The organism is Microbacterium ureisolvens (genome assembly GCF_019511645.1).
GTDB lineage: Bacteria > Actinomycetota > Actinomycetes > Actinomycetales > Microbacteriaceae > Microbacterium > Microbacterium ureisolvens_A.
In genome coordinates this window covers 269,145-287,953 of sequence record NZ_JAEUAX010000002.1, presented here as the reverse complement: position 1 = coordinate 287,953, position 18,809 = coordinate 269,145, and the positions used below count along the sequence as shown (strand labels likewise).

Annotated in this window: 21 protein-coding genes and 1 riboswitch; of the genes, 13 read left to right on the top strand and 8 right to left on the bottom strand. The window is 71.6% G+C overall.

Annotation, left to right across the window (positions count from 1 at the left end; all coding sequences use genetic code 11):
• Positions 1–4 precede the first annotated feature (4 nt).
• Positions 5–682 carry a FadR/GntR family transcriptional regulator gene (locus JNB61_RS05480; RefSeq protein ID WP_220338977.1) on the bottom strand — a complete coding sequence of 226 codons (678 nt, stop codon included), beginning with the start codon at positions 680–682 and terminating at the stop codon, positions 5–7.
• A gap of 74 nt (positions 683–756) precedes the next feature.
• Here JNB61_RS05480 and JNB61_RS05475 point away from each other — a divergent pair, with 74 nt between their 5' ends.
• Positions 757–1,605, top strand: coding sequence for an amidohydrolase family protein (locus JNB61_RS05475; RefSeq protein ID WP_220288873.1), 849 nt, complete (start codon positions 757–759; stop codon positions 1,603–1,605).
• Positions 1,606–1,735: 130 nt separating this feature from the next.
• Here JNB61_RS05475 and JNB61_RS05470 read toward each other — a convergent pair whose 3' ends face one another.
• The gene (locus JNB61_RS05470) at positions 1,736–2,497 is read right to left on the bottom strand and encodes an SDR family NAD(P)-dependent oxidoreductase (RefSeq protein ID WP_220338976.1); all 762 of its coding nucleotides are present in this window, start codon (positions 2,495–2,497) and stop codon (positions 1,736–1,738) included.
• Positions 2,494–3,354 carry a fumarylacetoacetate hydrolase family protein gene (locus JNB61_RS05465; RefSeq protein WP_220338975.1) on the bottom strand — a complete coding sequence of 287 codons (861 nt, stop codon included), beginning with the start codon at positions 3,352–3,354 and terminating at the stop codon, positions 2,494–2,496. The genes JNB61_RS05470 and JNB61_RS05465 overlap by 4 nt, the downstream gene beginning before the upstream one ends.
• A 133-nt stretch (positions 3,355–3,487) precedes the next feature.
• Between JNB61_RS05465 and JNB61_RS05460 the strand changes: the two genes are divergently transcribed.
• From JNB61_RS05460 to JNB61_RS05450, 3 genes are read left to right on the top strand one after another with little or no spacing between them, the layout of a single operon-like run.
• On the top strand, positions 3,488–4,783 hold the full coding sequence (locus JNB61_RS05460) for an enolase C-terminal domain-like protein (protein WP_220338974.1): 1,296 nt from the start codon (positions 3,488–3,490) through the stop codon (positions 4,781–4,783).
• The gene (locus JNB61_RS05455) at positions 4,770–5,747 is read left to right on the top strand and encodes an aldo/keto reductase (RefSeq protein WP_220288877.1); all 978 of its coding nucleotides are present in this window, start codon (positions 4,770–4,772) and stop codon (positions 5,745–5,747) included. The genes JNB61_RS05460 and JNB61_RS05455 overlap by 14 nt, the downstream gene beginning before the upstream one ends.
• A gap of 13 nt (positions 5,748–5,760) precedes the next feature.
• Positions 5,761–6,174, top strand: a complete 414-nt coding sequence (locus tag JNB61_RS05450; RefSeq protein ID WP_220288878.1) for an RbsD/FucU family protein — start codon at positions 5,761–5,763, stop codon at positions 6,172–6,174.
• Between the two features lie 18 nt (positions 6,175–6,192).
• Here the strand turns inward: JNB61_RS05450 and JNB61_RS05445 are convergent, their stop codons facing one another.
• The gene (locus JNB61_RS05445; protein WP_220338973.1) at positions 6,193–7,842 is read right to left on the bottom strand and encodes a D-alanyl-D-alanine carboxypeptidase family protein; all 1,650 of its coding nucleotides are present in this window, start codon (positions 7,840–7,842) and stop codon (positions 6,193–6,195) included.
• A 36-nt stretch (positions 7,843–7,878) separates the two neighbouring features.
• Positions 7,879–7,990: riboswitch (TPP riboswitch) on the top strand.
• Between JNB61_RS05445 and JNB61_RS05440 the strand changes: the two genes are divergently transcribed.
• The 3 genes from JNB61_RS05440 (at position 7,981) to JNB61_RS05430 (ending at position 10,902) form a co-directional block, all read left to right on the top strand.
• A complete protein-coding gene (locus JNB61_RS05440) occupies positions 7,981–8,625 on the top strand; it encodes an ECF transporter S component (RefSeq protein ID WP_159841276.1) in 645 nt (214 codons plus the stop codon). It overlaps the preceding riboswitch by 10 nt.
• Position 8,626: 1 nt before the next feature.
• Complete coding sequence (locus JNB61_RS05435) at positions 8,627–10,102, top strand: ABC transporter ATP-binding protein (RefSeq protein ID WP_220338972.1); 1,476 nt, start codon at positions 8,627–8,629, stop codon at positions 10,100–10,102.
• The gene (locus JNB61_RS05430) at positions 10,099–10,902 is read left to right on the top strand and encodes an energy-coupling factor transporter transmembrane component T family protein (RefSeq protein ID WP_220338971.1); all 804 of its coding nucleotides are present in this window, start codon (positions 10,099–10,101) and stop codon (positions 10,900–10,902) included. The genes JNB61_RS05435 and JNB61_RS05430 overlap by 4 nt, the downstream gene beginning before the upstream one ends.
• A 12-nt stretch (positions 10,903–10,914) precedes the next feature.
• Here JNB61_RS05430 and JNB61_RS05425 read toward each other — a convergent pair whose 3' ends face one another.
• Positions 10,915–11,421, bottom strand: a complete 507-nt coding sequence (locus JNB61_RS05425; RefSeq protein WP_220288883.1) for an SRPBCC domain-containing protein — start codon at positions 11,419–11,421, stop codon at positions 10,915–10,917.
• Positions 11,418–12,143: an aminoglycoside 3'-phosphotransferase gene (locus tag JNB61_RS05420; protein WP_220338970.1), complete on the bottom strand. Its 726-nt coding sequence runs from the start codon at positions 12,141–12,143 to the stop codon at positions 11,418–11,420. Before JNB61_RS05420 ends, JNB61_RS05425 begins: the two co-directional genes overlap by 4 nt.
• 68 nt (positions 12,144–12,211) lie before the next feature.
• On the opposite strand from JNB61_RS05420, the gene JNB61_RS05415 reads away from it, so the two are divergent.
• The 5 genes from JNB61_RS05415 to JNB61_RS05395 all read left to right on the top strand — a co-directional run bounded on the left by JNB61_RS05415 (position 12,212) and on the right by JNB61_RS05395 (position 15,781).
• Positions 12,212–12,727, top strand: coding sequence for a hypothetical protein (locus JNB61_RS05415; protein WP_220338969.1), 516 nt, complete (start codon positions 12,212–12,214; stop codon positions 12,725–12,727).
• Positions 12,728–12,847: 120 nt separating this feature from the next.
• Positions 12,848–13,624, top strand: coding sequence for an SDR family NAD(P)-dependent oxidoreductase (locus tag JNB61_RS05410; protein WP_220292565.1), 777 nt, complete (start codon positions 12,848–12,850; stop codon positions 13,622–13,624).
• Between the two features lie 8 nt (positions 13,625–13,632).
• On the top strand, positions 13,633–14,409 hold the full coding sequence (locus JNB61_RS05405; RefSeq protein WP_220338968.1) for an enoyl-CoA hydratase/isomerase family protein: 777 nt from the start codon (positions 13,633–13,635) through the stop codon (positions 14,407–14,409).
• Positions 14,410–14,434: 25 nt separating this feature from the next.
• Positions 14,435–15,274, top strand: a complete 840-nt coding sequence (locus JNB61_RS05400; protein WP_220292568.1) for an SDR family oxidoreductase — start codon at positions 14,435–14,437, stop codon at positions 15,272–15,274.
• Between the two features lie 120 nt (positions 15,275–15,394).
• Positions 15,395–15,781 carry a VOC family protein gene (locus JNB61_RS05395; RefSeq protein ID WP_220292570.1) on the top strand — a complete coding sequence of 129 codons (387 nt, stop codon included), beginning with the start codon at positions 15,395–15,397 and terminating at the stop codon, positions 15,779–15,781.
• A 33-nt stretch (positions 15,782–15,814) separates the two neighbouring features.
• On the opposite strand, the gene JNB61_RS05390 is transcribed toward JNB61_RS05395, so the two are convergent.
• Both JNB61_RS05390 and JNB61_RS05385 read right to left on the bottom strand, forming a co-directional pair.
• Complete coding sequence (locus JNB61_RS05390; RefSeq protein ID WP_220338967.1) at positions 15,815–16,696, bottom strand: HAD family hydrolase; 882 nt, start codon at positions 16,694–16,696, stop codon at positions 15,815–15,817.
• Entirely contained in the window at positions 16,696–17,334 is a 639-nt protein-coding gene (locus JNB61_RS05385) for a LysE family translocator (protein WP_220292573.1), read from the bottom strand. Before JNB61_RS05385 ends, JNB61_RS05390 begins: the two co-directional genes overlap by 1 nt.
• Before the next feature lie 65 nt (positions 17,335–17,399).
• On the opposite strand from JNB61_RS05385, the gene rlmN reads away from it, so the two are divergent.
• A complete protein-coding gene (gene rlmN / locus JNB61_RS05380) occupies positions 17,400–18,665 on the top strand; it encodes a 23S rRNA (adenine(2503)-C(2))-methyltransferase RlmN (RefSeq protein ID WP_220292575.1) in 1,266 nt (421 codons plus the stop codon).
• Positions 18,666–18,809: the final 144 nt, after the last annotated feature.

The following is an 18,809-nucleotide window of genomic DNA, read 5'->3' as shown; positions in this document are numbered from 1 at the left end:
GGGCTCACGCGTCGCGGGCCTGACGCAGCCAGCGCTCGATGCCCGAGATGTGGACCTGGGCGATCGCGGTCGCGAGTTCGATGTCGTGGTCGGCGATCGCGTCGAGGATCGCCCGGTGCTCGTCGAGCGTGCGCTCGACGGCGCCCGCCTGAGTGAGACCGCGCCATACGCGGGCCCGCACGGTCTGGCTGGTGAGGCTCTCGAGCAGGCTCGCGAGGTAGTCGTTGCCCGCGAGACGCGCGATCGCGCCGTGGAACCGCACGTCGTGCTCGACGAGCGACTCGATGTCGGTGTCGGTCGCGACGCCCGAGATCTCGGCATCCAATCGCGCCACGTCGTCGTCGTCCGCGCGCTGGGCCGCCAGCCCCGTCGCGTGGGACTCGAGGACGCGTCGCACGGCGAAGATCTCGAGCAGCGAGTCGTCGTCGTGCAGGTCGACGACGAATGAGACCGCCTCGAGCAGCAGCTTGGGCTCGAGGCTCGTCACGTATGTGCCGTCGCCGCGCCGCACGTCCAGCACACGGATGACCTCGAGCGCCTTGACGGCTTCGCGCATCGAGTTGCGCGAGAGCCCGAGGCGTTCGGCGAGGTCCTTCTCGGGAGGCAGACGCGACCCGGGGGTCAGCTCGCCGCGGACGATCATGTCCTTGATCTTCTCGATCGCTTCGTCGGTGACGGCCACGCGCCCATCATAGACATCCGATGTCAGGGATCTCGGATGCTGCCACCCCCGCGCGTCGGCGGCATGATGGTGACATGCGAGTCGTGGACGGACACCTCCATCTCTGGGACCCCGCGGTCCTCACCTACGCGTGGCTGGACGGAGCTCTGCTCCGATCTTTCGGTCCGGATGAGCTCGACGTCGCCTTGCAGGACGCCCCCGACGCGGACTGCGGCTTCGTGTTCGTGCAGGCCGAGTCCGCGCCGCACGAGGCGATCGCGGAGGTCGACTGGGTGGTGTCGCTGGCGTCCCGTGTGCCGGTGCGCGGGATCGTGGCGCGCGCGCCGCTGGAAGATCCCGCCGCCACCGACGAGCATCTCTCCGCCTATGCGGAGCGGCCGCTCGTCGTCGGAGTGCGCAGGCTCCTGCAGTCCGAACCTGAGGGCTTCTGCCTGCGGCCGGGGTTCCTGCGCTCGGCGGAAGCGGTGGCCGCCGCCGGGCTCACGTTCGACGCGTGCGTGCGGTGGGAGCAGCTGCCCGACGTGGTGGCGCTCGCGGACGCGCTGCCCGGCCTCGCCATCGTGCTGGACCACCTCGGCAAGCCGGAGGTCGGCTCGTCGGACGACGCCGACCCGGCCGACGGCACGCCGTGGTCGGAGTCGCTGCGCGACCTCGCGCAGCGCCCGAACGTCGTGTGCAAGCTCTCGGGCCTGCCGGCCGAGTCGGCGGGTGAGTGGACCGACGCCCAGGTGCGGCCGTTCCTCGACGTGGCACTCGACGCCTTCGGCCCCGATCGCCTGCTGTTCGGCAGCGACTGGCCGGTGTCGGGTCCGTACGGGCGCTGGCTCGACACGGTGTCGTCGTGGCTGGCCGACCGCGTCGGCGAGCACCGCCAGAAGGCGGTGCTCGCCGAGAACGCCGAGCGCGTCTACGGCCTGCGCTGACCGGCATCCGTTCGCGCCACGCGCGCAGCCCTTCCGTGCCACCTTCCCGGGTTTGGGGCGCCTGGTGAACGTTCGGGGCGCGCGGCGCACGCCCCGAACGGGCGCGGTGCGCCCCAAACGCCGGGGAGTGTCAGGACCCGGCCGGGCGGAGGCGGAGCGGCGACATCCCGCCGTCCACCTCGATGTAGGTGCCGGTCGTGGAGCCCGACGACGGACTCACGAGGTACAGCACCGCCCCGGCGACCTCGGCGGCCGACACCAGGCGTCCGTGGGGCTGTCGCGCCTCGAGCGCCGCGCGCTCGGCGACGGGGTCGGGGGCGCTGGCGAGCAGGCGGCCGATCCACGGGGTATCGGCGGTGCCGGGGTTCACGGCGTTGACGCGGATCCCCTCGCGGAGGTGATCGGCGGCCATCGCCCGGGTGAGTGAGAGCACCGCGCCCTTCGAGGCGCTGTACAGCGCGCGCTGCGGCAGACCCGCCGTGGCCGCGATCGACGAGGTGTTGCAGATCGCCGCGGCGGGGGAGCGCCGCAGCCATGGCAGCGCCGCCGCCGTGACGCGCGCGATGCCCGTGACGTTGATCGAGAACACGCGCGCCCACTCGTCGTCGTCGTTCGCGGCGATGTCGCCCTGAGCGCCGATGCCGGCGTTGTTCACGAGGATGTCGATGCGCCCGAACCGCTCGCCGACCGCGGCGATCGCCCGGTCGACGGCGGTGCGGTCCGACACGTCCGCGGCGAACGCCGCGAACCGGGGGTCGGCGCCCGAAGGATCGAGGTCGAGCACCGCGACCTCGGCCCCCTCTTCGGCCAGCGCGATCGCGACGGCGGCGCCGATGCCCGACGCCCCGCCCGTGACGACGGCGACGAGGCCGTCCAGCTGCCGGCCGCTCATCGGGCCGCCTCCCACCCCACGAACTCCTGGCGCTGCGCGCCGAGTCCGTCGATCTCGATGTCGACCACATCGCCCGGCTTCAGATACGGGAACTTCCCGCCGAACGCCACGCCCTGCGGCGTGCCGGTGAGGATGAGGTCGCCGGGCTCGAGGGTGACGAACTGCGAGAGGTGGTGCACGATGGTGCGCACGTCGAAGATCATGTCGCTCGTGTTCGAGTCCTGACGGGGTTCGCCGTTGACGAAGCTCCTGAGGCCGAGGTTCCGGGCGTCGACCTCGTCGGCCGTGACTAGCCACGGACCGGTCGGGTTGAAGCCGTGGGCGATCTTGCCCTTCGACCACTGCCCGCCCGACACCTCCATCTGGAAAGTGCGCTCCGACACGTCGTTCGCGACGACGTAGCCCGCGATGTGCGCGTCGGCCTCATCGGGGCTGTCGAGGTACGCGGTACGGCGGCCGATCACGACGCCGAGCTCGACCTCCCAGTCCGTCTTCTCGCTGCCACGGGGGATCGTCACGGTGTCGTTCGGCCCGACGACGGTGTTCGGGGTCTTGAGGAACAGGATCGGCACGGTCGGCGGCTCCGCGCCGGACTCCCGCGCGTGCGCGGCGTAGTTCTGGCCGATGCAGATCACGGCGCTCGGCCGGGCGATCGGGGCGCCGATGCGCAGGTCTGACGCGCCCTCGAGCTCGGGCAGGAGCCCTCCGGCGATGGCGGCTGTCGCTCGGCCGACCGGGTCGTCGGCAAGGAATCCTCCGTCGACATCGGATGTGAGCGGGCGCAGATCGAGATATCGGTATGCGTCGATGACGACGGGGATCTCACTGCCGGACTCGCCGAGGCGCGCGAACTTCATGGCTCTCCTGGATTTCTCGATGCGGGCCGGCGTCGATGCCGTCGCGGTCCGCGGGCGTGATTGACAGTATAGACATCGGATGTTTACACTGCGAGCGGTTCGACTCCCCGAACCGCGAACCGCTGGAGAACCCGTGAGCCGCATCGTCGCCTTCGAGACGACAGACATCCGATTCCCCACGTCGCTGAGCCTGGACGGCTCCGACGCGATGAACCCCGACCCCGACTACTCCGCCGCGTACCTGCGCATCGTGACGGACGCCGGCGACGGCATCTCGGGACACGCCTTCGTGTTCACGATCGGGCGCGGCAACGATGTCCAGGTCGCGGCCCTGGACGCCCTCGCCGCCCACCTGGTCGGCCGCGAGCTCGAGCCGCTCCTCGACGACATGGGCGCGACCAATCGCGAGCTCATCGGCGACTCGCAGCTGCGCTGGCTCGGGCCCGAGAAGGGCGTCATGCACATGGCGATCGGCGCGGTCGTCAACGCCCTGTGGGACATCAAGGCCAAGCGGGCGGGGCTTCCGCTGTGGCAGCTGCTGTCGCGCATGAGCCCCGAGGAGCTGGTGGCACTCGTGGACTTCCGCTACCTCACGAACGCCCTCACCCCCGAAGACGCGCTGGAGATCCTCCGCGCCGCCGAGCCCCGCCGCGCCGAGCGCGAACGCGAACTCCTTGCCACCGGCTACCCCGCCTACACCACGAGCCCCGGCTGGCTCGGGTACTCCGACGAGAAGCTCGCACGCCTGTGCCGCGAGGCGATCGCCGACGGCTTCGGCCAGATCAAGCTCAAGGTGGGCGCAGACCTCGACGACGACATCCGGCGTCTCCGCATCGCCCGTGAGGTGTGCGGCGAGGGCTTCCCGATCGCGATCGACGCCAACCAGCGATGGGAGGTCTCGGAGGCGATCGACTGGGTGAATGCCCTCGCCGAGTTCGACCCCGCGTGGATCGAGGAGCCGACGAGTCCCGACGACGTGCTCGGCCACGCCGAGATCGCCCGCGGGATCGCGCCGGTGCGGGTCGCCACGGGCGAGCACGCGCAGAACCGCGTCATCTTCAAGCAGCTGCTGCAGGCCGGCGCGATCTCCGTCATGCAGATCGACGCCGCGCGTGTGGGCGGGGTCAATGAGAACATCGCGAACCTGCTGCTGGCGGCCAAGTTCGGCGTGCCGGTGTGCCCGCACGCCGGCGGCGTCGGTCTCTGCGAAGCCGTGCAGCACCTCTCGATGTTCGACTTCGTGGCGGTCACCGGCACACGCGAGGGCCGCATGATCGAATACGTCGACCACCTGCACGAGCACTTCGTCGTGCCGACCGAGGTGCGCGGCGGCGTGTACGTGGCGCCGACCGCACCCGGCACCGGCATGGAGATGAAGGCGGCCAGCCGCGTCGCGTACGAGTTCGGGACGACGGATGCTGCCGCCTGACCGCGTCGTCCTCAAAAAACCCGCCCTCACACGCCTCGGGTACGGCGCGGCGAACGTCGGCAATCTGTTCCGCGCGCTCAGCGACGACCAGGCGTGGGCGATCCTCGACGCAGCCTGGGAGAGCGGCATCCGCTATTACGACACCGCCCCGCACTATGGCCTCGGGCTGTCGGAGCGGCGTCTCGGCGCGTTCCTGCAGACCAAGCCGCGCGACGAGTTCGTGATCTCGACGAAGGCGGGGCGGCTGCTGCGCCCCAACCCCGACGACGACGGCGGCCTCGATCTCGCCGCCGACTTCCACGTGCCGACGACGCTGCGCCGCGAGTGGGACTTCTCCGAGGAGGGCGTGCGCGCGAGCCTCGAGGAGTCCCTCGAGCGCCTCGGACTCGACCGCGTCGACATCCTCTACCTGCACGACCCCGAGCGGCACGACCTCGACCTGGCGCTCGGCGAGGCATTCCCCGCGCTCGAGCAGCTGCGGGCCGAGGGTGCCGTCGACGCGATCGGCATCGGCTCGATGGTGAGCGAGGCGCTCGCCGCGGCCGTGGAGAGCGCCGATCTCGACCTCATCATGATCGCCGGACGCTACACGCTGCTCGAGCAGCCGGCCGCCGAGGCGGTGCTGCCGGCGTGCCACGAGCGCGGAACCGGCGTGGTGGCGGCGTCCGTCTTCAATTCCGGTCTGCTCGCGAAGGACGAGCCGTCCCGTGACGACCGGTACGAGTACGGACGGATGCCGGAACCGCTGTGGGAGCGCCTGCAGTCGGTCCTCGCCGTGTGTCGCGCACACGAGGTGCCGCTGCCCGCCGCGGCCGTGCAGTTCCCGCTCCGTGACACAGCCGTGCGGTCGGTCGTCGTCGGCGGCAGCCGCCCCGAGCAGATGCGCCGGAACGCCGAGCTCATGGCGATCGACATCCCCGCCGCGCTGTGGGACGATCTGGCCGCCGCAGGCCTCATCCGCTGACGAAGGGATCCTCATGCTCGAGGGCATCAACCCGCTGCTGACGGGGGAGCTGCTGCTCCACCTCGACCGGATGGGGCACTCAGACGCGGTGGTGATCGCCGACGCGCATTTCCCGGCGTGGGCCGTCGGTGCGCGTGTCGTCGACCTGCCCGGCACGACGACGCCGGCCGTGCTGGCGGCGGTTCGCAGCGTCGTGCCGCTCGACGACGCGCCGGCGCTCGACCTCATGGCGTCCGCCGGCGGCGAGGTGCTCGACGTGCAGCGCGAGCTCGCCGCCGCGGCCGGCGTCGCGGATCCGCGTTACGTCGATCGGTTCGAGTACTACGCGCTCGCGAAGGGCGCGTATCTGGTCGTGCGCACAGGGGAGACCCGCATCTACGGGAATGCGCTCCTGCGCAAGGGCGTAGTCGGGCATCCGTCCGCCTGAGCGGATCGCGGCGCCGCCTCAGCCGTTGAGGCCGAAGAGGTCCAGCGGGTGCGTGAGGCGCCACCACGGCGACGGGTCGGTGATCTCCGCCGCGAGCGTCAGGTCGACGGTGGTCGCGTCGAGCGGCCCGGTGACGCTGAGCGAGCCGACGACATCGCCGGCGTCCCGGCTGTCGCCGAGGTCGTAGGTGGTCGCGACGGTGCCGCTGCCGCCGTTCCACAGGATCACCGACGCATCGCCCGAGGTGACGATGTCGACCTTGTCGCCCCACAGGGTCTCGACCTGGCCGGCCACGGTGCTCGCCGCCACCGACGGCCTGGGCTGCAGCTCCGCCTCCATCTGCGCATACAGTGCGCGCGAGGCGGCGAGGCGCGCCTCATCGTCCGGCTGGCCGAGCACAGACGCGTAGAGCCGAACCGTCTTGTCCCCGATCGTGACATCCTTCGCCGAGAGCAGGTTCCAGGCGTCGAGCGTTCCGGTCTTGATGCCGACGACGCCCGGATCGGCGAGGAGGCCGTTCGTGTTCTCGACGTGGCCGGCGCCGGGGAGGTCGACGGACTGCTTGGCCACGATCTCGGCGATGACCGGGTGCGCCAGCGCCTTCTGCGCGAGCGTCACGAGGGCCTCCGGGCTCGCGGCGTTTCGCGGGTCCATGCCGGTGGGTTCGCGGACCGTGATTCCAGGGACGCCATGGGCGGTCAGCCACCCGTTCGCGGCGGCGGCGTACACGGCGTCCGACGGCCAGATGCCCTGCGCCAGGCGGTCGGCGTAGTTGTTCGCTGACCCGATGAGCATGCCCTCGAGCATCTGGTACTCGGTGAGCGAGCCGCCGACCGGGACGTCCAGCGCGGACTCGCCGCCGGAACGGTACTGCCAGTAGCGCGAGCGATCAGCGGCGGTGAAGCGGTACTCGGGCCCCTGCTCGCCCACGGCGAGAGGCATCTCCTCCAGCACGACGAGCGCGGTCACGACCTTGGTGAGGCTGGCGATCGCATCGGGATCGGCCGTGGAGGCGAGCGTCCCCGGGATGCCGGCGACCGCCTCGGCCGCGCTGCCCTGCGCGGGCCAGGCGGGCGCGGCGGCGGGCGCGGCGATGGGCTGCACCTGGATCGCGGTGACCGTGGGGGCCACGGCGTGCAGCGGCCACAGCAGCGTCGTCCCCGCGTAGGCGCCGACGACGGCCGCGATGGCGAGCGTGGGCACCACGACGGCGGCGCGCAACGGGGAGAGCCGCGGGGCGTCGGAGAGGAGGTCGGCCTCGACCGCGACGTACGGGGTCGCCGCCGCGGTCAGGTCGGCGGGCGCCGCGCCGTGCTCGACGACGCTCTCTTCGACCCAGGCGAGCGCCGTACGACCGCCGCTGAGGCCGGGGCCTGTCGGGGCGGCGGCGACGGCCGGCAGTGAGAAGCCGGACGAGTCGACGGGATCCGTGGGGTTCCACGTCGCGACGGAGGGCACGTCGGCGACCGGGACGGTCGCGATGGTGGGGGCGACAGCGGTCACGTCCACCGGAGCGGTGCTCGACGGCGGGTAGACGGCATCCGTCTCACCCGTCTGGATCGTGAGGATGCCGCCGTCGGAGGCGTCCTCGGAACCCTGCGTCGGAACGGCACCGGTCTGCACACGTCGCGCGCGACGCGTGGGTGCAGGGGTGCCGTCCGATGTCATCCACCCAAAATACCCGCTGAACCGGCGGTATACTCGTCCCACAACCACGGGAGTCCGGTGAGCCGGGCTGAGAGGAAGCGACCCACGCTTCGACCGTCGAACCTGATCCGGATCATGCCGGCGCAGGGAGGAGTTCACATGCACGCGTCCACGTCCGCATCCGCCCCCGTTGCGGCCCACTCGCGAGGCCCGCGCAGCCTGCGCTGGAGGGTCGTCGACATCGTCGTCGCAGCGGTGCTCGGCGTCGCGATCGGCCTCGTCTTCTGGGCGTGGAACACCGTCGGCTACGCCTGGTTCATCGCGATGGACGGCCTCACGCCGGGCCTGGGCGGCATCGCCGTCGGCATCTGGCTCATCGGCGGCGTCATCGGCGGTCTGGTGATCCGCAAGCCCGGCGCCGCACTCCTCGTGGAGGTGATCGCCGCGCTGGTCTCGATGCTCATCGGCAACGTGTGGGGCGTATCGACCCTGCTGTCCGGCCTGGTTCAGGGCCTCGGCGCCGAGCTCGTCTTCGCGATCTTCCTGTACCGCCGCTTCACCCTGCCCGTCGCGATGCTCGCGGGCGTCGGCGCCGCGGTCGGCGCCTGGGTCTTCGAGCTGTTCTACGGCAGCTCGCCCAACATCCTGAAGACCGTCGAGTTCAACGTCATCTACCTGGTGTCGCTCGTCGTGTCGGGTGCGCTGCTCGCGGGCGTCGTCGGCTGGCTGGCCGTGCGCGGGCTCGCCGCCACCGGAGCACTCAGCCGCTTCGCCGTCGGACGCGAAGCGCGCCGCGAGGTCTGACGTGACGGCTGCCCGCCCGGCCCGCATCACGGCGGCGGGCTGGGGATGGCGTTATGCCGGGCGACGGGCGCCGGCCGTCAACGACGTCTCGTTCACGATCGAGCCCGGTCAGCGCGTGCTGCTGCTCGGGGCATCGGGCGCGGGCAAGTCCACGCTGCTCGCCGGCATGGCGGGCCTCCTCGGCGGGGCCGATGAGGGTGACGAGACCGGCACGCTGCTCGTCGACGGCGAGCGCGCCGAGGCACACCGCGGCCGCGTCGGGCTCGTGCTGCAGGACCCCGACGCCGGCGTCGTGCTGTCGAAGGTGGGCGACGACGTGGCCTTCGGCTGCGAGAACCTCGGCGTGCCGGCATCCGAGATCCCGTCGCGCGTGGCCGAAGCGCTCGACGCCGTCGGCCTGGATGTGCCTCCCAGCCGCGCGACGAAGGCCCTCTCGGGCGGACAGAAGCAGCGGCTCGCCCTCGCGGGTGTGCTGGCCATGCGACCCGGCGTGCTGCTGCTGGACGAGCCCACCGCCAACCTCGATCCGGACGGCGTCCGCGAGGTGCGCGACGCCGTCGAACGGGCGGTGCGCGAGACGGGTGCGACCCTGGTCGTGATCGAGCACCGCACCGCGGTGTGGGCAGATCTCATGGATCGGGTCGTCGTCGTGGGCGCCGACGGCGGACTCCTCGCAGACGGGACGCCGGCCGAGGTGTTCTCGCACCACGGTGCCGCTCTCGCCGCGGCGGGGGTGTGGGTGCCGGGCCATCCGGTCGACGTGCCCGTGCTCGCCGCAGCGGCCCTCGGTGCACCGGCGGCGGTGGCGGCATCCGCTCTCTCGGTCTCCCGTGACGGGCGCACGATCGTCCGCGCGGGACTCGACCTCGCCGTGCCGAGAGCCGCCGCCACCGTGATCACCGGGCCCAACGGCGCCGGAAAGTCCACGCTCGCGCTGACGCTCGCGGGGCTGCTGCCCGAGGCGGCGGGCCTGGTCGAGGCCGCGCCGGAGCTCGCCGGCCGCTCGGGCCGGCGTCCCTCGAAGTGGACGTCGCGCGAGCTGCTCACGCGGATCGGCACGGTGTTCCAGGAGCCCGAGCACCAGTTCCTCGCATCGACGGTGCAGGGCGAGCTCGCGATCGGGCCGCGGTCGCGGGGCGTCGACCCCGCGGCCGTCGATGAGGTCGTCGACGAGCTGCTCGAGCGGCTGCACCTTGCGCCGCTCGCCGCCGCGAACCCGTTCACCCTGTCGGGCGGGCAGAAGCGCCGGCTCTCCGTCGCGACCGTGCTCGCCGACGCGCCGCCGGTCATCGTGCTCGACGAGCCGACGTTCGGCCAGGACCGGCGCGGATGGATCGAGCTCGTGCAGCTGCTCCAGTCCGAGATCGCCGCGGGCACGACGGTCGTCGCCGTCACCCACGACGAGGACGTGCTGCGCCACCTCGGCGGCCACCGCATCGAGCTCGGCGCTCCCGTGCATGCGGGGGTGTCGCCGTGACCGCCGTCGACGCGCGCACGGCCGGGGTCGGGGCGCCGCCCCCTCGCGCGTGGCTCGACGGGGTGAACCCGGTCATCAAGATCGTGCTCGCGCTGCTGCTGTCGGTGCCCCTCTTCGCCTCCATCGACGCCACCAGCGCCCTGGTCGCGATCGCGCTCCAGCTCGCCTGCATCCCGCTGACCGGCTTGGCGGCGATGACGGTGCTGAAACGGATGCTGCCTGTCCTGGTGTTCGCGCCCGTCGCGGGCGTCAGCATGCTGCTGTACGCCGAACCGGGCGGCACCGTGTACTGGTCGTTCTGGTACGCGACGGTCAGCGACGACTCGATCGCCCTGGCCGTCGCGGTGTGCCTGCGCGTGCTCGCGCTCGCGCTGCCGACGATCCTGCTGTTCGGCCGCACGGATCCCACCGAGCTCGCCGACGCGCTGGCCCAGGTGGCGAAGCTGCCGTCGCGGTTCGTCCTCGGCGTGCTCGCGGGCACCCGCACGCTCGGGCTCTTCCTCGACGATTGGCGCAGCATGAGCCTCGCGCGCCGCGCGCGCGGTGTGGGCGACAGCGGAGCGATCCGCCGGTTCTTCTCGATGGCGTTCGTGCTGCTCGTGTTCGCGGTGCGCCGCGGCACGAAGCTCGCGATGGCGATGGAGGCGCGCGGCTTCGGATCGGGCATCCGGCGCACGTGGGCCCGGCCGTCGCGGCTGCACCCGCGCGACACCGTCGCGCTGCTGGGAGCCACCGCGATCATGGCTCTCGCGATCGGCGCCGCGGTGGCGGCGGGCACCTTCCGGTTCGTCTGGTCCTGAAGGGCTCCGGCGTCAGCCGCCGGCGACGAGCCGTTCGTACCCGGGCTGCAGCGCGGGGAAGTAGTCGTCCCACTTCACACTGCCGGCGTCCACGCCGGCCTGCACGGCGACCAACCGGTCGAGGTAGTACTCCCAGCCCGGTCCGATCGAGCCGACCTCGTCCTCGGGGCCCAGCCGCTGGCCGAACGTGAGGACGGTGTCGCCGTGCTCGTCCGGCGCGAGCTCGAACCACAGATGCCACGCGCCCGATCCGGCGGAGGTGTCGCCGGCGAAGCGCCGGGGCCGGTCGCACTCGAGGATCGTGTACTCCTCGCCCGCAGCATCCGGGTCCTCCGCCGTCATGTAGAACGTGACGTGCCCGCTTGCGGGATCGCCCTCCCATCGGCCGATCCAGCGCTCGAGGCGCGCGGAGTCGGTGAGCTCGCGCCACACCTCGTCGGCCGTCGCGCGGAAGCGCCGCAGGATCACGAGGTTCGGCTTGCCGTCGATGTCGCAGACGTTGCCGGTGATGTCGGTCATGTCGCGTTCCAGAGCTCCCGGTAGTACGACAGGCGCTCGCGATCGGGTTCGATCCCGTACGCCTCGATGAGGGCGTCCTCCCATCCCTCGCCATAGTTCCACGCCGTCGACATCGACGCCACGGCGATGTCGGCCCAGCGGTCGGCGACGCCCAGGGCCCCGAGGTCGACGTGCGCGCTGAACCGCCCGTCGTCGCCGATCAGCGTATTGGGGCAGCACGCGTCGCCGTGGCACACGACCAGCCGGTCGATCGGCGGCGGCTCGTGCAGCGCATCGGAAAGACGGATGCCGCGGCGCGCCGCGTTCGCGATCCGCCGGGGCACTCCCCAGTCGAAGGGGCAGTCGTCGACCGGCAGTGCGTCGTGGAGCGCCCGCAGGCCCTCGCCCACCGCGCGGACGGCGGTGGCGGCATCCGTGATCCATCGCGGGTCGACCGCGGACAGCCCCGGGAGTGCCGCCGTCACGAGCCACTCGTGGCTCTCGTCGCCCCCGGCTTCGAGAAACCGCGGAACGGCGGTGTAGGCCGCCGCCCAGCGCAGCCGCTCGGCTTCGGCGTCGAACGACGTCTCGGCGTTGCGGGGACCGTACTTGAGATAGCGGCCGTCGTCGGTGCGGAAGGTGAGGCCGCCGAGCTCGTTGAGCCAGACCGGCGCGAGCTCGGCCCCGCGGGCGAGCACGCGCACGCGTTCCGGGACGGCGACGTCTTCGATCGGGATCGACACGCTCCCATCCTGCCGGGCGCTCAGGACGCCTGCCGCACCGCGCGCCACCCGCGTGGTGGGATGGGGGCATGCCCACCACGCGCGCCACCCGCCGCCGAGGACCCCTCACGGCACTCGAAGGCGCGGAGCCGGCGGTCGCGATCGGCGACACCGCGGCGCGGCACGTGCGGCTCTCGCCCGAGGGGCTCTCCCGTCACATCGGCGAGCCCCGGTCGCAGTTCGTGCCGTGGGCCGAGGTGCTCGCAGTCACCGTCGATCCGCCGGCGACCTGGTGGCCGTACCCGGCGATCTCCGACATGGCGGCGGCGCTGCTCGGCGGCGTGGCCGCAGGCCTCGAGACCGGCGAGGCGGCCGAGACGCCGACCTTCCTCGTCGTGATCACGACGCTCGACGGGGAGCGGCTGGAATGGCGTGCTACGCAGCACTATCTCTCGGGCTACCGCCGCGGCGACGCACAGGTGACGGCGCGGCTGGTGGAGTACCTGACCGCACGTGGCGAGGCGCGCCTGCTCCTCGCTCGGCCCGCTGAGCTGATCGACCGCATCTCGGCCCTCACGCGCATCGGTCCCCAGTTCGGGCCGTGACGGCCCCGGCAAGCGCCCGTTAGCCTGGTGCCGTGGCGCCGTCGCGCGGTGAGCGATGGGACTGAGTCCCGCGTATGCTGATACGCGGTTCCGCAGAATCCGGACTTCGAAGGAGAATCCATGGACCTCAGGGGCACCGCCGCACTCGTCACCGGTGGCGCGAGCGGACTCGGCCTCGCCACCGCCCGGCGCCTCGCCGCCGCGGGCGCGACCGTCACGATCGTCGACCTGCCCACCTCGTCGGGCGCCGAGGTCGCCGCGGAGCTCGGGGGGTCTTTCGCGCCCGCCGACGTCACGAGCCCGGAACAGGTCGCCGCCGCGGTCGCGACGGCCGCAGCGTCCGGTCCCCTCCGCGTCGTCGTGAACTGCGCCGGCATCGCCCCACCCGCCAAGGTGCTGGATCGCGAGGGCAACCCGTCGCCGCTCGAGGGCTTCGAACGGATCATCCGGGTGAATCTCATCGGCACCTACAACGTCATCTCGCAGGCCTCCGCGGTGATCGCGAAGACGGACCCGACCGCCGACGGCGACGGTGCGTCCGGTGAGAGGGGCGTCATCGTGAACACCGCGAGCGTCGCGGCGTTCGACGGTCAGATCGGGCAGCCTGCGTACTCCGCATCGAAGGGCGGCGTGCACGCGATGACCCTGCCGATCGCCCGCGAGCTCGCGCGCTACGGCATCCGCGTCGTGACGATCGCTCCCGGCATCATGGAGACGCCCATGCTGATGGGCTTGCCGCAGGCCGCGCAGGACTCCCTCGGTCAGCAGGTGCCCTTCCCGCAGCGCCTCGGCAAGCCGGACGAGTACGCCCGGCTGGTGATGTCGATCATCGACAACGGCTATCTCAACGCAGAGACGATCCGTCTCGACGGCGCCATCCGCATGGCGCCCAAGTAAGGAGAAACGTGAGCGATTCCATCCTCGTCACCCGCGACGGCGCCCTCGCACGCGTGACCTTCAACCGTCCGGCGTATCTGAACGCGATGGGCTTCGAGATGGGTGCCCGCTGGCGCGACGTCGCGCACGAGCTCACATCCGACTCCTCGGTGGGGGCCATCATCCTGGATGCTGCGGGCCCGGCGTTCTGCGCCGGGGGCGACGTGCTCGAGATGGCGACGTCACAGGCCTCGGGCGCCGACGTCACCGGCGCCGCGCACACGATCCACGACGGCATCCGCACGTTCGTGGAATCCTCGATCCCGATCGTGGCGGCCGTGCAGGGCGCGGTCGCGGGCGGCGGGATCGGCCTCATGCTCACCGCGGACTACATCGTCGCGGCGGAGCAGTCCAAGTTCGTGAGCAAGTACGCCAACATCGGCCTCACGCCCGACCTCGGCGTCTCGACGCTGCTGCCGGCCGCAGTCGGCCAGCGCCGAGCGCTGCAGCTCCTGCTTCAGGACGTCACGATTGACGCACCCACGGCGCTCGACTGGGGTCTCGTCACCGAGGTTGTGCCGGCGGCCGACGTCGCCTCCCGCGCCGAGGCGGTCGCGCGGTTCTGGCTCGACAACGCCACCGGCGCGTTCGGGCAGGCCAAGCGCCTCGTCCGCACCGGCGCAGGGCGCTCGTTCGCCGAGAACCTCGACGACGAGGCGCGCTCGATCGGCGCCCGCTTCGACACCGACGAGTCGAGGGCCCGCGTCGCGGCTTTCGCCGCCGCATCCGCCAAGTCCCGATCCTGATGTCCTGACCCGAGGAGACCCCGAGATGAGCGACAAGCCCCTCGCCGGCAAGACCATCCTGATGTCCGGCGGCAGCCGCGGCATCGGCCTCGCGATCGCGCTGCGCGCGGCGCGCGACGGCGCCAACATCGCGCTGCTGGCCAAGACCGACACCCCGCATCCCAAGCTCGAGGGCACCGTGCACTCGGCCGCCGAGGAGATCCGCGCCGCCGGCGGCCAGGCGCTCCCCATCGTCGGCGACGTGCGCAACGACGATGACGTCACCGAGGCCGTGCTCAAGACGCAGGGCGAGTTCGGCGGCATCGACATCGTCGTGAACAACGCGTCGGTCATCGATCTGTCGCGCTCGCTCGACCTCGACGCCAAGAAGTACGACCTCATGCAGGACGTCAACGTGCGGGGCACGTTCATGCTCTCGCGCGCCGCCGTGCCGATCCTGAAGGAGGCGGCGAACCCGCATATCCTCTCGCTCTCGCCGCCGCTCAACCTCTCGCCGAAGTGGCTCGGCGGCCACACCGGGTACACCCTCGCGAAGTATGGGATGACGATGGCGACGCTCGGCATCGCCGCGGAGTTCGCCGAGGCGGGCATCGCCGCGAACACGCTGTGGCCGCGCACCACGATCGCGACCGCCGCCGTGCAGTTCGCGCTCGGCGGCGACCGCATGATGAAGGTCAGCCGCACGCCCGAGATCTACGCCGACGCGGCGTACGAGATCTTCACCAAGCCCTCGCGCGAGTACACCGGGCAGACGCTCATCGTGGAGGACGTGCTCGAGGCCGCCGGCGTGACCGACTTCTCCGGCTACGCGGCGGTGCCCGGCACGCCCGACGAGGCGCTGTTCCCCGACATCTTCCTCGACTGAGGCGGCCGCGAACCCCCGGTCTCCCCGAGACCGGGGGTTCGCGCCGAAACCACGGGCGTCGCCCTCGGTGCCGGCGAGGATCCCCTGTCTCGAACGCACCTCACGGCGTACCGTGGGGCCATGGCGGTGCGGAGCCTGTTCCCGATCCTGCTGACCCGCGAACTCCCCGAGCTCGTGAGGTTCTATGAGCGAGCCCTCGGCGGCACCGTCGACTACCGCTTCCCCGACGAGCACGGCGCCGACGCCTACGTGTCTCTCAAGATCGACGATGTCTCGCTCGGCATCGGCCGCGACGAGGATGCCCTGCCGCCGGGTGCGGGCGAACGGGTCGGGCTGTGGCTCTACGTCGACGATGTCGACCGCGCGTACTCGGCATGGGTGGCAGCCGGCGGTCACCCCATCCAACCGCCCGCGACCATGCCCTGGGGCGAGCGCGTCGCGCAGGTGCGCGACCCGGCGGGCAACCTCGTGAACCTCGGCGCGGAGGCGCACGCAGCTGAGAGCTGACGAAGGGCCGGCGCGCCGACCGAGCGGGCGCCCTCAGATCAGGCCCAGCCGGCGGAACGCGTTCGCGATCCCGTCGTCCAGCACGTCCGTCGTCACGAAGTCCGCGAGCTCTTTGAGCTCCGGCTGGGCGTTGCCCATCGCCACCGAGACGCCGCACACCTGGAACATCTCGATGTCGTTCCAGCTGTCGCCCACCGCGATCGCGTCCGTCGCGTCCATCCCGAGGTGCGCGAGCAGGAGCTCGATCGCCGACCCCTTCGTGGTCTCGCGCTCGCTGATCTCCCCGTTCGAGCCGCCGGGCAGCGGCATGCTCCCCGGCACGATGAGGAACTCGTCGCCGAGGTCCGCGCGCAGCTCCTCGAGCCCCTCGGGGTGGTCGCTCACGAACACGGCCTTGTCGATGCGGGTGAGGTCCGCCTCGTCGACGCTCGGGAACGTGCGCTGTGCGAGGCCCACCAGCGAGTCCTCCGGCCGCACCTCCTGCCCCGCCGCCTCGCGCACCTCGAGCGCCGCCGCGTAGTCGCGCATGAGCTCGGCCATGTCGTCCGACGCGTAGACGGCGTCGCGGGTCTGCAGGAAGTAGCGGATGCCGCGACTGCGCATCGCCGTGAGCATGCGGTCCGTCGCGGCGGGCGACAGGGGGCGGTCGACGACCACCTCGCCGTCCGACACGACGAGTGCGCCGGAGTTCGTCACAGCGCCGTCGAAGCCGATCTCGGCGACATCGGGATGGATGTCGGAGGCCGACCTGCCCGTGCTCAGGTACACCAGGTGCCCGGCGTCACGCACCGCGCGGATGGCCGGACCCGTCGACGGGGAGACGTGGGAGCCGTGCTCGAGGAGCGTGCCGTCGACGTCGAGGAAGATGATGCGCCGGCGAGAGGGGAGGCCCGGGGTGTCGGCATCCGTGTTCATCAGTGCTTGTTCCCGGTGAAGAGGAGGATGCCGCCGAGGCCGATCATGAGGCCGCCGCCGGTGGCGGAGAGCGTGGAGATGCGCTTCGGTGAGCGCCCGAACCACTCGCGGGCGCCCGCCGCGATGAGCGCCCAGATGGCATCCGAGATGAGGGCGATGACGAAGAAGACGAGCCCGAGCTCGATCATCTGCAGCGGCACCGTGCCGGCGTCGAGGTCGACGAACTGGGGGAGCACCGCGACGAAGAAGGCGATCGTCTTGGGGTTCGTGATGCCGACGACGAACCCCTCGCCGAGCTGGCGCCACGCCGAGCGGGAGAGTGCGCCGCCGTTCGCTTCGGCCACGGCACGGCGACGATGGCGGATCGCCTGCACGCCGAGATACATGAGGTACAGCGCGCCGGCGACCTTCACGATCGTGAACAGCACGACCGACTGCGCGACGATGCCGCCCACGCCGATCGCGACGAGGCCGATGACCGGCAGCAGGCCGAGCGCGTTGCCGAGCACGCTGAGCAGCCCGCCGATGCGTCCGAGGGCGAGCGCGCGTCCGATCGTGAAGAGCACACTCGGACCCGGGATCACGATCAGGACGACGGCGGCGAGCGTGAAGGCGAGAAGATTCTCGACGGGGACCACACGGCGAGCCTAGTCCGGGGTACGGGGTCGGCATCCGTCCAGGAGTGTCCGCGTACCCTGGAGGCATGACCGATTCGCCTGTCCGCACCACGCGCCCACGCTCGCGCAGCGAAGAACAGGCCCGCCAGGTGCGTCCGGCGACCGAAGGCTGGACGCAGAAGAAGGACGCCGAGGGGCGGCCCCTCCTCCAGTTCGCGAGTCCGAAGCGTGGCAAGCCGCCCGTGCACATGGCGGACTTGACGCCCGAGCAGCGCGTCGAGAAGGTCAAGGAGCTCGGGCTCCCCGGCTTCCGGGCGAAGCAGCTCGAGAAGCACTACTTCCAGCACTGGACTCACAACCCCGCCGAGATGACGGACCTCCCCGCCGAGGGGCGCGAGGAGTTCGTGCACGGCATGCTGCCGCCGCTTCTCACCGAGGTGCGCCGCCTCGAGACGGATCGCGGCGACACCATCAAGTTCCTCTGGAAGCTGCACGACGGCGCCCTGGTCGAGTCGGTGCTCATGCGCTACCCCGGCCGCATCACGCTGTGCGTCTCGTCGCAGGCGGGCTGCGGGATGAACTGCCCGTTCTGCGCGACCGGCCAGGCGGGCCTCACCCGCAACATGTCGGCGGCCGAGATCGTCGAGCAGGTCGTGCGCGCCAACCGCCTGATCGCCGACGGCGGCCTGGGCGGCAAGAAGAAGGACGACCACTCCGCCGAGCGTGTCTCGAACATCGTCTTCATGGGCATGGGCGAGCCGCTCGCCAACTACGCGCGCGTCATGCAGGCGGTGCGCGTGATGACAGACAAGCAGCACGGCCTCGGCATGAGCGCGCGCGGCATCACGGTCTCCACCGTCGGCCTCGTGCCCGCGATCACCAAGCTCGCCGCCGAAGACATCCCCGTCACCTTCGCGCTGTCACTGCACGCTCCCGACGACAAGCTCCGCGACGAGCTGATCCCGGTGAACTCGCGCTGGAAGGTCGACGAGGCCCTCGACGCCGCGCGCGCGTACTTCGACAAGACCGGACGCCGGGTCTCGATCGAGTACGCCCTGATCAAAGACATGAACGACCACGGCTGGCGCGCCGATCTCCTCGCCGAGAAGCTCAACGCCCGCGGTCGCGGCTGGGTGCACGTGAACCCCATCCCGCTCAACCCGACGCCCGGCTCGATCTGGACCGCCTCCGAGATCGGCGTGCAGAACGAGTTCGTGCGCCGCCTCAACGACGCCGGCATCCCGACGACCCTCCGCGACACCCGCGGCAAGGAGATCGACGGCGCCTGCGGGCAGCTCGTCGCCACCGAAGAGGACGAGGCGGTCGCCGCCGTGACCCCGCTCGAGGACTGACCCGTCCGGGAAACGCTGCGTTCCGACCTCGGGGTCGTGCGAAGTCCGGACTTCGCAGGCGACGGGGCGCGATACTGATCCGGGTCGGTCCGGGAAACGCTGGGTTCGGACCTGCGGATCGTGCGAAGTCCGGACTTCGCACGA

Excerpts from the sequence above, each read along its gene's own strand:
- JNB61_RS05455 (WP_220288877.1), top strand. The coding sequence starts at position 4,770 with ATGCTGCCGCCTGACCGCGTCGTCCTCAAAAAACCCGCCCTCACACGC.
- JNB61_RS05400 (WP_220292568.1), top strand. The coding sequence starts at position 14,435 with ATGAGCGACAAGCCCCTCGCCGGCAAGACCATCCTGATGTCCGGCGGC.
- JNB61_RS05465 (WP_220338975.1), bottom strand. The coding sequence starts at position 3,354 with ATGAAGTTCGCGCGCCTCGGCGAGTCCGGCAGTGAGATCCCCGTCGTC.
- JNB61_RS05390 (WP_220338967.1), bottom strand. The coding sequence starts at position 16,696 with ATGAACACGGATGCCGACACCCCGGGCCTCCCCTCTCGCCGGCGCATC.
- JNB61_RS05395 (WP_220292570.1), top strand. The coding sequence starts at position 15,395 with ATGGCGGTGCGGAGCCTGTTCCCGATCCTGCTGACCCGCGAACTCCCC.
- JNB61_RS05425 (WP_220288883.1), bottom strand. The coding sequence starts at position 11,421 with ATGACCGACATCACCGGCAACGTCTGCGACATCGACGGCAAGCCGAAC.
- JNB61_RS05475 (WP_220288873.1), top strand. The coding sequence starts at position 757 with ATGCGAGTCGTGGACGGACACCTCCATCTCTGGGACCCCGCGGTCCTC.
- JNB61_RS05470 (WP_220338976.1), bottom strand. The coding sequence starts at position 2,497 with ATGAGCGGCCGGCAGCTGGACGGCCTCGTCGCCGTCGTCACGGGCGGG.
- rlmN (WP_220292575.1), top strand. The coding sequence starts at position 17,400 with ATGACCGATTCGCCTGTCCGCACCACGCGCCCACGCTCGCGCAGCGAA.
- JNB61_RS05415 (WP_220338969.1), top strand. The coding sequence starts at position 12,212 with ATGCCCACCACGCGCGCCACCCGCCGCCGAGGACCCCTCACGGCACTC.
- JNB61_RS05440 (WP_159841276.1), top strand. The coding sequence starts at position 7,981 with ATGCACGCGTCCACGTCCGCATCCGCCCCCGTTGCGGCCCACTCGCGA.
- JNB61_RS05445 (WP_220338973.1), bottom strand. The coding sequence starts at position 7,842 with ATGACATCGGACGGCACCCCTGCACCCACGCGTCGCGCGCGACGTGTG.
- JNB61_RS05450 (WP_220288878.1), top strand. The coding sequence starts at position 5,761 with ATGCTCGAGGGCATCAACCCGCTGCTGACGGGGGAGCTGCTGCTCCAC.
- JNB61_RS05410 (WP_220292565.1), top strand. The coding sequence starts at position 12,848 with ATGGACCTCAGGGGCACCGCCGCACTCGTCACCGGTGGCGCGAGCGGA.